The 12,324-nt window shown below is 55.0% G+C and carries 11 protein-coding genes; all 11 read left to right on the top strand.

Annotated features, from left to right (window positions below; translation table 11 throughout):
- Positions 1-85 precede the first annotated feature (85 nt).
- The 11 genes from L383_RS11400 to bamB all read left to right on the top strand — a co-directional run bounded on the left by L383_RS11400 (position 86) and on the right by bamB (position 12,258).
- Positions 86-2,464: a DMSO/selenate family reductase complex A subunit gene (locus L383_RS11400; RefSeq protein WP_023331079.1), complete on the top strand. Its 2,379-nt coding sequence runs from the start codon at positions 86-88 to the stop codon at positions 2,462-2,464.
- Positions 2,461-3,090, top strand: coding sequence for a DMSO/selenate family reductase complex B subunit (locus L383_RS11405; protein WP_023331078.1), 630 nt, complete (start codon positions 2,461-2,463; stop codon positions 3,088-3,090). The genes L383_RS11400 and L383_RS11405 overlap by 4 nt, the downstream gene beginning before the upstream one ends.
- Positions 3,083-3,871 carry a dimethyl sulfoxide reductase anchor subunit family protein gene (locus L383_RS11410; protein WP_023331077.1) on the top strand — a complete coding sequence of 263 codons (789 nt, stop codon included), beginning with the start codon at positions 3,083-3,085 and terminating at the stop codon, positions 3,869-3,871. The genes L383_RS11405 and L383_RS11410 overlap by 8 nt, the downstream gene beginning before the upstream one ends.
- Complete coding sequence (locus tag L383_RS11415) at positions 3,871-4,746, top strand: 4Fe-4S binding protein (protein WP_023331076.1); 876 nt, start codon at positions 3,871-3,873, stop codon at positions 4,744-4,746. The genes L383_RS11410 and L383_RS11415 overlap by 1 nt, the downstream gene beginning before the upstream one ends.
- Positions 4,747-4,867: 121 nt before the next feature.
- Complete coding sequence (ndk, locus tag L383_RS11420) at positions 4,868-5,299, top strand: nucleoside-diphosphate kinase (protein ID WP_003860625.1); 432 nt, start codon at positions 4,868-4,870, stop codon at positions 5,297-5,299.
- 169 nt (positions 5,300-5,468) lie between these two features.
- Positions 5,469-6,635, top strand: a complete 1,167-nt coding sequence (locus L383_RS11425) for a dual-specificity RNA methyltransferase RlmN (RefSeq protein WP_014884812.1) — start codon at positions 5,469-5,471, stop codon at positions 6,633-6,635.
- Positions 6,636-6,927: 292 nt separating this feature from the next.
- The gene (rodZ, locus tag L383_RS11430; RefSeq protein ID WP_023331075.1) at positions 6,928-7,935 is read left to right on the top strand and encodes a cytoskeleton protein RodZ; all 1,008 of its coding nucleotides are present in this window, start codon (positions 6,928-6,930) and stop codon (positions 7,933-7,935) included.
- Positions 7,936-7,961: 26 nt separating this feature from the next.
- Positions 7,962-9,080, top strand: a complete 1,119-nt coding sequence (gene ispG / locus L383_RS11435) for a flavodoxin-dependent (E)-4-hydroxy-3-methylbut-2-enyl-diphosphate synthase (protein WP_023331074.1) — start codon at positions 7,962-7,964, stop codon at positions 9,078-9,080.
- An 80-nt stretch (positions 9,081-9,160) separates the two neighbouring features.
- Positions 9,161-10,435 carry a histidine--tRNA ligase gene (gene hisS, locus L383_RS11440; RefSeq protein ID WP_023331073.1) on the top strand — a complete coding sequence of 425 codons (1,275 nt, stop codon included), beginning with the start codon at positions 9,161-9,163 and terminating at the stop codon, positions 10,433-10,435.
- 13 nt (positions 10,436-10,448) lie between these two features.
- Positions 10,449-11,069: a YfgM family protein gene (locus L383_RS11445; protein ID WP_014884808.1), complete on the top strand. Its 621-nt coding sequence runs from the start codon at positions 10,449-10,451 to the stop codon at positions 11,067-11,069.
- Between the two features lie 10 nt (positions 11,070-11,079).
- Positions 11,080-12,258: an outer membrane protein assembly factor BamB gene (gene bamB / locus L383_RS11450; protein WP_014884807.1), complete on the top strand. Its 1,179-nt coding sequence runs from the start codon at positions 11,080-11,082 to the stop codon at positions 12,256-12,258.
- Positions 12,259-12,324 lie beyond the last annotated feature (66 nt).

The raw sequence follows: 12,324 nt of genomic DNA, 5'->3' as shown, positions 1-12,324 counted from the left end.
TTACCCCTAAAGCGTTAGCTTGATAATTATCAACATTCGTTCCTGAAAAAAAACGAGAATGCGTTTTTATTTGAAGGAACGAGCAATGAAAAAAAATAAAAATCAGGGAGAGGGTTTTATTCCCGAGATATCCCGACGTCATTTTATTCAGGCAGGATCGGCGCTCGCCGCCCTTCCGCTTGTTGTGACAACCCGCAACGTACAGGCGCAGGACGCCGCGGCAACACGTGCGGCGCCGGAAGAAAAAGTGGTGCAAACCTGCAGCACGTTTGACTGCGGGGGGAAGTGTGATATTCGAGCTCACGTCAGCGAAGGCGTTGTCACCCGTATTTCCACGCGCCCGGATAATGCATTGGATCCGCAGATGCCGGTTATGCGTGCCTGCGTACGTGGCAGAGCGTATCGGAAATTTGTTTATCATCCCGATCGGCTTAAATATCCAATGAAGCGTACAGGTAAACGTGGCGAAGGAAAATTCGAACGTATTACCTGGGATGAAGCCACGACGCTTATTGCGAATCAATTAAAAACGATTACGCAAAAATACGGTGCGGCTTCACGCTATGTTCATGTGGGCACCGCAGTTTCTGGCGGAACGTTTTCCGGCGATAAAATGGTTCGTCGTCTGCTCAACTTAACCGGCGGCTACCTCGAAAGCTATCACTCGGTCAGTATGGGCAACACGGCGGCAGCCACGCCGTATACCTATGGCACCGCCGCCAGCGGCAGTTCTCTGGACACGCTGCTTGATACGAAACTGGTCATCCTTTGGGGGCATAACCCGACGGAAACGATTTTTGGTCACAGCAACTACTTCTTCCAGAAGATGAAGCAAAACGGCACCCGCTTTATCGTTGTCGATCCGCGCTATTCAGACACGGTTTCCTCCCTTGCCGAACAGTGGATCCCGCTGCTTCCTGCCACTGATAACGCCCTGATGGATGCCATGATGTACGTGATCGTCACAGAGAACCTGCACGATCGCGACTTCATTCAGCGCTATACCCTGGGCTTTGACGAAGCATCAATGCCGGAAGGTGTTCCGGCCAATGAATCCCTGATGGCTTACCTGAGCGGGGCAAAAGACGGCGTGGCGAAAACCCCTGAGTGGGCCGAGAAAATTACCCATGTGCCTGCGCAGACTATCCGTCAGCTGGCTCGCGACTACGCAAATACTAAACCTGCTGCACTGATCCAGGGTTGGGGGCCGCAGCGTCACAACTGCGGCGAGCGCACCGCGCGCGGCTCAACGTTACTGGCGACGCTAACGGGTAACGTCGGCGTCAAAGGCGGCTGGGCGGCAGGCTATGGTGGCTGCGCTAACCGCAAATTTGCCGTTGGGCCCGAAATGTCGGATAACCCGGTAAAAGCCAAAATATCGGTGATGAACTGGGTGCAGGCCGCCGACGATGCTTCTCAGGTGACGGCGGAAGTCGGTCTGAAAGACGCAGACAAGCTGGACAGCAATATCCGCATCCTGTTCTCGCTGGCCGGCAATTACCTGGCTAACCAGAACCCGGATCTCCATCAGGCGACCCGCGTGCTGGAAGACGAGTCGAAAATCGAATTTATTGTCGCAAGCGATCTGTTTATGACGCCGAGCGCCAGATACGCCGATCTTCTCCTGCCGGAAACCAGCTTTATGGAGCGCTGGAATATTGGCGAAACCTGGGGGACCGCGAGCTATCTGATCCTGTCGGAAAAGCTGATTGAGCCAGAGTTTGAGCGCCGTTCAGATTACGACTGGCTGCGTGAGGTTGCCGCTAAGCTCGGCATTGAACCCGCGTTCAGCGAGGGCCGTGACGAAAAAGCGTGGATTGAGCACATCTGGGAGCAGACGCGGCTGGCGATGCCGGAGGAAAATCTGCCGGACTTCACGACGCTACAGAAAACGCGTCAGCATCTTTTCAAAAGCGCGCCGTACGTTGCCTTTGAAGACAACATTCGCGATCCGCAAAATCATCCGTTCCCGACGCCGTCCGGGAAGATTGAGATCTTCTCGAAGCGTCTGTACGACATGCAACACCCGGAAATTCCGGCGCTATCGCACTACGTTCCCGCTCATGAAGGCCCGGAAGATGAACTGGCGAAAACTTTCCCGCTTCAGCTGATTACCTGGAAAGGGAAAAACCGTGCCAACTCAACGCAATATGCTAACCCGTGGTTAATTGAAGCCCAGCAGCAAAAGCTGTGGATTAACCCGCAGGATGCGCAAAAGCGCGGCATTGCGCAGGGCGATACCGTGCGCATCCATAACGCGCGCGGCATTTGTGAAATCCCGGCCGAGGTGACGCCGCGCATCATTCCAGGCGTCGTTGCCATGCAGGCTGGTGCCTGGTGGCAGCCGGACGAGCAGGGTATTGATAAAGGCGGTTGCGCGAACGTCCTCAGTTCAGCCCGTATTACCGCGCTTGCGAAAGGGAATTCTCATCAAACCATGCTGGTGGAGGTAGCGAAAGCATGAGTCAGTTTAAACACTACGCGCCGGTGAGCGATAAACAGCTGGGTTTTTATATCGACTCCTCCCGCTGTTCGGGCTGCAAGGCCTGTCAGGTGGCGTGCAAAGATAAAAATAACCTTGAGGTTGGACGTCGTTTCCGCCGCGTTTATGAAGTCAACGGCGGAAATTTCATTCCAACCGGGCAGGGGGGCGTCAGCAATAACGTTTTTGCTTACACGCTCTCTATTTCTTGTAACCACTGTGCGGACCCGGTCTGCACCAAAAACTGCCCGACTACCGCGATGCACAAGCGTCCGGGCGACGGCATCGTGCGCGTCGATACGGACAAGTGCGTTGGCTGCGGCTACTGCGCATGGTCATGTCCTTACGGCGCGCCGCAGCTCAATGAGCAGACCGGACAGATGTCGAAATGCGATTTTTGCGTGGATCTCCAGGCAAAGGGGGAGCAGCCAGTCTGTGTGGCGACCTGTCCGCTCGAAGCGATCAAATTCGGACCCATTGATGAACTTCGGGAGAAATACGGCACGGTCTGCGATGTGAAAGGTTTGCCTGATTCTTCCACCACACAACCGAACCTGGTAATCAAAGCGCATCAGGGTGCAGAGAAAGAGGGGAAGCGTCATGCATGAGTTACCGTTGCTGATATTTACGCTGTTCCTGCAGGGATCGGTAGGCGTGACCCTCTGGCTGGCGTTTGGCGAGGCGCGTGCATCGCACTCTCGTCTGCTGCTGCCCGCTGCCGGGGCGTTTGTCCTGGCCAGTCTGGGGCTTCTCTCCTCGGCGCTGCACATGGGCTATCCGCTCAACGCCCTTAACGCGCTGCGCCATGTTTCCAGCTCCTGGCTGAGCCGTGAGATCGTCTTTGCCAGCCTTTACCTTGCGGCACTGGGCCTTGCGACGCTGCTGATGTTTGCCAAAAAACCAGGCTGGAAGCTGCTGTTGGTTGTGGCCGGTGTTGTCGGGCTGGTGGATGTGTTCTGCATGGCGCAGATCTACATGCATACGTCGGTGGTGACCTGGCAGCACATTAACACTCTGGTGCTGTTCATCGGCTCAGTGGGGATCATAGGTTCAGCCTGCATGGCCGTTGGGCTGCGCTGCCAAACTTCCGTGCGTGCGGCGGTTGTCATTGTCGCGCTGCTGGTGCTTGTGCGTCTGGTCATGCAGCCCGTCTGGCTGGCAGACATTGCGACCATGGATAACACCGTGGTGACGTTCCCTCACGCACCGTTGCAGATGCTGGAGCAACTGCGCACGGTACATCTGCTGAGCTGGTGCGTTTCGGTTGCAGGTATGCTGTGCTTTGCCGCGGGCGGTCTGAAAGCGGCGCGAGGCCCAATGCTGCTGGGCAGTGCGCTGTTGATCGTGGGTGAGCTTATGCTGCGCTTCGTTTTCTTCAGTATTGGCTGATGGGCGAATTGTCATTATCCCCGGCGATAGAGGTGACGCATGCGTGTGTGCGTTGCCGTTTTCGCCATGCTGCCTGCAGTGCCTGCGCGGACGTTTGTCCCGCGCAGGTTTTTTCTTTTACTGAAATGGGCATCTCGGTTGATGAACAGCGCTGTATAGGCTGCGGTGATTGCCTGTTCGTCTGTCCCACCGAGGCCATTACCGACATCACGCCGCGAAAACGCTTTCTGCGTGGCGATACCCTCGTTGGGCCTTTTACTGAACATGCCCCAGGGGTGAATGAGCTGCTGCTATGGCACGCGCAACACGGCGTGCGTTTTATCAGTATTGAAGCGGAACACTACCCGGCCTGGTTACTGGCGCTTGCCCGGCTCAATCTTGTGCTTCGTCGACGGGGTGAAGCGGTATGGGCTTTTAAGCCTGACCCGATCAACGAGGTGAATATTGCCCGCCGTGCGCTTATGTATGTTCCGCGGGAGGATGTGCGCCGCTGTAACGTCGTGCCGGGCCAGCGTCAGCTGCGCAGGGCATTCGCAGGATTTAGTGAGTCAGATATCGTTCTCGACATCGGAAAATGTATGTTGTGTGGGGCATGCTGGCGAAGCTGCACGGAAAACGCAATTCGTTTTGAGAATGCCACGCTGGTGGTGGAAACCGGACGCTGTACCGGGTGTGGGGGGTGCGAAGCGGTGTGTCAGCATGGTGCGATAAGCATAACGCAGACAGAACAGAGCGCGAAAAGCAGCGTGACGCCTGCCTGTGAGGCTGTTTGCCTGACGTGTCATCGTCATTTCTGGTCATTCAGGATGGATGAAAAGCACTGCCCCCTCTGTTCACGCCATCACTTCGCAATGCGCGATTCGACCTGTTGCTAATCTTCGTCTCATTTTAAAAAAATGTTATGCAGAACCATAGGCAATGGCGCTATTGCTCATTATAATCCGCGCCACACCATATTCAGGTATGCAAAACAACAGAACATTGACAGAGGTTATCATGGCTATTGAACGTACTTTTTCCATCATCAAACCAAACGCGGTGGCAAAAAACGTTATTGGCAGCATCTTCGCTCGCTTTGAATCAGCAGGGTTCAAAATTGTTGGCACCAAAATGCTGCACCTGACCGTTGAGCAGGCTCGCGGTTTCTACGCTGAGCACGAAGGCCGTCCATTCTTTGACGGTCTGGTTGAGTTCATGACCTCCGGTCCTATCGTCGTATCCGTGCTGGAAGGCGAGAACGCAGTACAGCGCCATCGCGATCTGCTGGGTGCAACCAACCCGGACAACGCGCTGGCCGGTACCCTGCGCGCTGACTACGCGGACAGCTTCACCGAGAACGGCACCCACGGTTCTGACTCCGTTGAATCTGCTGCACGCGAAATCGCCTTCTTCTTCGCAGAAGGCGAAGTGTGTCCACGCACCCGTTAATTTAACGGTTTCGTTTACACATTAATTTCGTAAATGCCACGTGCAAACGTGGCATCCCTGCGCCAGACTTTGTACAATGCAACGCCCCGGATGAGCAGACCGCTGTCCGGGGCGTTTCTATTCAACCCTCCAGGGGCCACAACGTGTAACAACGAGGCCGGAAAATATTATGTCTGAATTAGTGAATACCTCCGAAGTCGCCATTCCTGCGGTTCCCAATAAAAATGGAAAAATTAACCTGCTGGACCTGAACCGTCAGCAGATGCGCGAGTTCTTTAAAGATATGGGTGAGAAGCCGTTTCGTGCCGATCAGGTGATGAAATGGATGTACCACTACTGCAGCGACAACTTTGATGAAATGACTGACATCAACAAAGTGCTGCGTAACAAGCTCAAAGAAGTGGCTGAAATACGCGCCCCGGAAGTGGTGGAAGAGCAGCGCTCTGCCGATGGCACCATCAAATGGGCGATTGCCGTAGGCGATCAGCGCGTTGAAACCGTCTACATCCCGGAAGAAGACCGCGCCACGCTGTGTGTCTCCTCCCAGGTGGGCTGCGCGCTGGAGTGCAAATTCTGCTCTACCGCACAGCAAGGGTTCAACCGTAACCTGCGTGTCTCTGAAATTATCGGCCAGGTCTGGCGTGCGGCGAAAATCGTCGGGGCGGCAAAAGTGACCGGTACGCGTCCTATCACCAACGTGGTGATGATGGGGATGGGTGAGCCGCTGTTGAACCTGACTAACGTGGTACCGGCAATGGAAATCATGCTGGATGACTTCGGTTTCGGCCTGTCCAAGCGTCGTGTGACGCTGTCGACGTCAGGCGTTGTCCCTGCGCTGGATAAGCTTGGCGACATGATTGACGTTGCGCTGGCTATCTCCCTGCACGCACCAAACGATGAAATTCGTGACGAAATTGTACCGATCAACAAAAAGTACAATATCGAAACCTTCCTCGCTGCCGTGCGCCGCTACCTGGAGAAATCCAACGCCAACCAGGGCCGCGTCACCATCGAGTACGTGATGCTTGACCACGTTAACGACGGTACCGAGCACGCGCATCAACTGGCTGAGCTGCTGAAAGATACGCCATGCAAAATCAACCTGATCCCATGGAACCCGTTCCCGGGGGCGCCGTATGGCCGTAGTTCGAACAGCCGTATCGACCGTTTCTCCAAGGTACTGATGGAGTATGGTTTCACCACTATCGTGCGTAAAACCCGTGGTGATGATATTGATGCAGCGTGTGGACAACTGGCTGGCGATGTCATTGACCGAACCAAACGTACCCTGCGTAAACGCATGCAGGGTGAGACGATTGCGGTCAAAGCTGTTTGATTATTATGCACCCACGGCGCATTATCTGCGCCGTGATGCATAATCTTACTGAATAATCAGTCAGATTCGTGAAGACTGATCAATAATTACGGTGCGTTTCATCCGACTTTCGGGCAGTATGTAACGACGTAACAACAGTTTAGCCGTTCGGGCAGGGCTGTACTGTCATCTCCGGGCTGACAGTCTTATACTGTCTGTTCAAGGTTAACTGACCTGAAGTTTCGCGGTGCGGGTGGCATTGTGACTCACCGGCACCTGAACCCTTTTTTTCACGTACCAGTAGTTGTAGCGAATGAATACTGAAGCCACTCACGACCAACATGAAGCACTCTCCACTGGCGTTCGTCTTCGCAACGCCCGTGAACAACTCGGACTCAGCCAGCAAGCCGTTGCAGAACGCTTGTGCCTGAAGGTTTCCACGGTTCGCGATATTGAAGAAGATAAGGCGCCTGCCGATCTGGCTTCAACATTTCTGCGCGGTTATATCCGCTCTTACGCAAAACTGGTGCACATCCCCGAAAACGAATTACTGCCAATGATGGAGAAACAGGCACCGGTTCGCGCAGCGAAAGTGGCGCCGATGCAAACTTTCTCCCTGGGGAAACGTCGTAAAAAACGTGATGGCTGGCTGATGAGCTTTACCTGGCTGGTGCTGTTTGTGGTGATCGGCCTGACCGGCGCGTGGTGGTGGCAAAACCATAAGGCGCAGCAGGAAGAGATCACCACCATGGCCGATCAATCCTCTGCTGAACTCAATCAGGCAGGGAATGGTGGCGCTCAGAGCGTCCCGCTGAACACCGACGGTGCAGCCACCTCAAGCGAGCCGCAAACAACGGCTCCGGCAACCGATGCGGCGCAGGCTCCGGCAGCCACGGCTAACACCGCTGCGCCTCAGGCTCAGGATCAGAACGCGGTCGTTGCCCCTTCTCAGGCGAATGTTGATACTGCGGCGAACGCGCCTGCGGCGACTCAGCCAACGGACAATACTGCGGCATCCCTGCCAACCGACCCGGCGGCTACTGCCGCACCAGCAGCCGATCCAAACGCGCTGGTGATGAACTTCACTGCCGACTGCTGGCTGGAAGTCACTGACGCGACAGGTAAAAAACTGTTTAGCGGCCTGCAGCGGAAAGATGGCACGTTAAACCTAACGGGTCAGGCACCTTACAAACTTAAAATCGGCGCTCCGGCAGCGGTACAGATCCTGTATCAAGGAAAACCTGTCGACCTGAGCCGCTTTATCAGAACTAACCAGGTTGCACGTCTTACCGTTAATGCCGAACAATCAGCAGCACAGTAACAGACGGGCAACGCGGGAGATTTTTCATGCATAACCAGGCTCCGATTCAACGTAGAAAATCGAAACGGATTTACGTTGGGAATGTGCCAGTCGGCGATGGAGCACCCATCGCCGTTCAGTCGATGACCAACACGCGCACCACGGACGTGGAAGCAACGGTCAACCAAATCGAAGCATTAGAGCGTGTAGGCGCGGACATTGTTCGCGTCTCCGTGCCCACCATGGATGCCGCAGAGGCGTTCAAGCTGATCAAACAGCAGGTCAGCGTTCCGCTGGTAGCGGATATCCACTTCGACTACCGTATCGCGCTGAAAGTGGCCGAATACGGTGTTGATTGCCTGCGTATTAACCCGGGCAACATCGGTAACGAAGAGCGCATCCGCATGGTGGTGGACTGCGCCCGTGACAAAAATATCCCCATCCGTATCGGTGTCAACGCGGGATCGCTGGAAAAAGATCTGCAGGAAAAATACGGTGAACCCACGCCGCAGGCGCTGCTCGAATCCGCGATGCGCCATGTCGATCATCTCGATCGTCTTAACTTCGATCAGTTCAAAGTTAGCGTAAAAGCGTCCGATGTATTCCTCGCGGTGGAGTCGTACCGCCTGCTGGCAAAACAGATCGATCAGCCTCTGCATCTCGGGATCACCGAAGCGGGTGGCCTGCGTAGCGGTTCTGTCAAATCCGCGATCGGTCTGGGACTGCTGCTCTCTGAAGGGATCGGTGACACCCTGCGCGTTTCGCTGGCGGCCGATCCGGTAGAAGAGATCAAGGTCGGTTTCGATATCCTGAAATCACTGCGTATTCGTGCGCGTGGGATCAACTTCATTGCCTGCCCAACCTGCTCGCGTCAGGAATTTGATGTGATCGGTACGGTGAATGCCCTGGAGCAGCGTCTGGAAGATATCATCACCCCGATGGACGTCTCCATCATCGGTTGCGTGGTGAACGGTCCGGGTGAAGCGCTGGTGTCCACACTGGGCGTGACCGGCGGTAACAAGAAAAGTGGTCTCTATGAAGATGGCGTTCGTAAAGATCGTCTGGATAATAGTGACATGATCGACCAGCTCGAAGCTCGCATCCGCGCTAAAGCCGCGATGATGGACGAGACACAGCGTATCAGCGTTCAGCAGGTTGAAAAATAACGTGATGGGAAGCGTGCCGCTTCCCATGTATGATTGAACCCATTCTTTGGGTTTTTTTTGTATATAGAAAGAGAATAAACGTGGCAAAAAACATTCAAGCCATCCGCGGCATGAACGATTACCTGCCTGGCGAAACCGCCATCTGGCAGCGCATTGAAGGCACACTGAAGCAGGTGCTCGGCAGCTACGGTTACAGCGAAATCCGTTTGCCGATTGTAGAGCAGACCCCGTTATTCAAACGCGCGATCGGCGAAGTGACCGATGTGGTTGAAAAAGAGATGTACACCTTTGAGGACCGCAACGGCGACAGCCTGACTCTGCGTCCGGAAGGGACGGCGGGCTGCGTACGCGCCGGCATCGAACATGGTCTTCTGTACAATCAGGAGCAGCGCCTGTGGTATATCGGCCCGATGTTCCGCCACGAACGTCCGCAGAAAGGTCGTTATCGTCAGTTCAACCAGCTGGGTGTGGAAGTGTTTGGCCTGCAGGGTCCGGACATCGACGCCGAACTGATTATGCTGACGGCCCGCTGGTGGCGCGCGCTCGGTATTGCTGAGCACGTTTCGCTGGAGTTGAACTCTATCGGTTCTCTGGACGCGCGTGCGAACTATCGCGATGCGCTGGTTGCATTCCTGGAACAGCATAAAGACAAGCTGGACGAAGACTGCAAACGCCGCATGTACAGCAACCCGCTGCGCGTGCTGGATTCCAAAAACCCCGATGTGCAGGCGCTGCTGAATGATGCACCTGCACTGGGTGACTACCTGGACGACGAGTCTCGCGAACACTTTACCGGCCTGTGCAAGCTGCTTGAAGCGGCGGGCATTGCCTACACCGTGAACCAGCGTCTGGTGCGCGGCCTGGACTACTACAACCGCACCGTGTTTGAGTGGGTGACCACCAGCCTCGGTTCACAAGGCACCGTGTGTGCCGGCGGTCGTTATGACGGTCTGGTTGAGCAACTAGGTGGCCGTGCAGCACCTGGCGTTGGCTTCGCGATGGGCCTTGAGCGACTTGTTTTGTTAGTTCAGGCTGTTAATCCGGAATTTAAAGCAGATTCCGTTGTCGATATATACCTGGTGGCCTCAGGCGCGGAAACGCAGTCTGCGGCGATGCAGCTTGCCGAACGCGTGCGCGATGCGCTGCCGGGCGTTAAGCTGATGACCAATCATGGCGGCGGCAACTTCAAAAAACAGTTTGCTCGTGCCGATAAGTGGGGCGCAAGTATTGCACTGGTGCTGGGTGAGTCCGAAGTGGCTAACGGCGAAGTGGTAGTTAAAGACCTGCGCTCTGGTGAGCAAACAACGGTAACGCAGGACGGCGTTGCGGCGCATTTGCGCACTCTATTGGGCTAAGGAGAAAGACTGCGTGGAAATTTACGAGAACGAACACGATCAGGTCGACGCGATTAAACGCTTCTTTGTTGAGAACGGCAAAGCGCTGGTTGTTGGGGTGATTTTAGGTGTGGGCGCGCTGATTGGCTGGCGTTACTGGAACAATCATCAGGCGGATACCGCGCGCGGCGCGTCTCTGACCTATGAAAATACCGTGAGTGCGATCCGTGCCGATCAGCCACAAACGCTGGTTGCGGCAGAGAAATTTGCTGCTGACAACAAAAACACCTACGGCGCGCTGGCTGCGCTGGAAGTGGCTCAGCAGTACGTTGATAAGAACGAACTGGATAAAGCTGTTGCTCAGTTGACTCAGGGTCTTGCTGCTGCCAGCGATGAAAACCTGAAAGCAGTGATTAATCTGCGACTGGCACGTATTCAGGTTCAGCAGAAAAAAGCTGACGATGCGCTGAAAACGCTCGATACCGTTAAAGGCGAAGGTTTTGCTGCCATCGTTGCCGATCTGCGCGGTGAAGCGCTGCTGAGCAAAGGTGACAAAGCGGGCGCGCGTAAAGCGTGGCAAGCTGGCGTGGATAGCAAAGCTTCACCTGCGCTGAGCGAAATGATGCAGATGAAAATAAATAATTTGTCCGTCTGAGAGGGACCCGATGCAATTGCGTAAATTACTTCTGCCAGGACTGCTTTCTGTTACGTTATTGAGTGGTTGTTCACTGTTCAGTGGCGAAGAAGACGTTGTAAAAATGTCCCCACTGCCGACGGTTGAAAACCAGTTTACCCCTTCTACCGCGTGGGATGTCTCCGTTGGTAATGGTATTGGTGACTTTTATTCCAACCTTCATCCTGCCTTTGCGGACAGCGTTGTTTATGCCGCCGATCGTAAAGGTACCGTGAAAGCGGTCAATGCTGATGACGGAAAAGAAGTCTGGTCTGTTAACCTGGCGGAAAAAGATGGCTGGTTCTCCCGTAAACCTGCACTGCTGTCTGGCGGCCTGACGGTTGCCGGTGGTCATGTTTACGTGGGTAGCGAAAAGGCGCAGGTTTATGCCCTGAACACCAGCGACGGCTCCATTGCCTGGCAAACCACCGTGGCCGGTGAATCCCTGTCTCGCCCGGTCGTGAGCGACGGCCTGGTGCTGATTCATACCAGTAACGGCCAGCTGCAGGCGCTGAACGAAGCGGACGGTCTGGTGAAATGGACCGTTAACCTTGACATGCCTGCGCTCTCTCTGCGCGGTGAATCCGCGCCTGCTACCGCATTCGGTGCAGCAATTGTAGGCGGTGATAACGGTCGCGTGAGTGCCGTGCTGATGCAGCAGGGTCAGATGATATGGCAGCAGCGTATCTCTCAGGCTACAGGCTCAACGGAAATTGACCGTCTGAGCGACGTCGACACAACGCCGGTCATCGTAGACGGTGTGGTTTACGCGCTGGCCTATAACGGTAACCTCACCGCGCTGGATCTGCGCAGCGGCCAGATCATGTGGAAACGTGAACTGGGTTCTGTAAATGATTTCATCGTGGACGGTAACCGTATCTATATGGTTGACCAGAACGACCGTCTGCTGGCACTGAGCACTGAAGGCGGCGTGACCCTGTGGACGCAAAGCGATCTGCTGCACCGTCTGCTGACCGCGCCAGCACTGTACAACGGTAGCCTGGTGGTAGGCGACAGCGAAGGGTATATGCACTGGATTGATCCGGATAACGGCCGCTTTGTTGCACAGCAAAAAGTCGACAGCTCTGGTTTCCTGACCGATCCGGTTGTGGCTGACGGCAAACTGCTGATTCAGGCAAAAGACGGTACGCTGTACGCGATCACGCGTTAATTACCCGGCGGTTGTAGTATACTAAACGGCTCCTGTTCACTCAGGAGCCGTTTTGACATTTTTAAA

It is taken from the genome of Enterobacter sp. MGH 37, from assembly GCF_000534515.1.
GTDB classification, from domain to species: Bacteria; Pseudomonadota; Gammaproteobacteria; order Enterobacterales; family Enterobacteriaceae; genus Enterobacter; species Enterobacter kobei.
The sequence above is the reverse complement of the archived record's forward strand: the minus strand, read 5'-3'. Positions and strand labels throughout refer to the sequence as shown.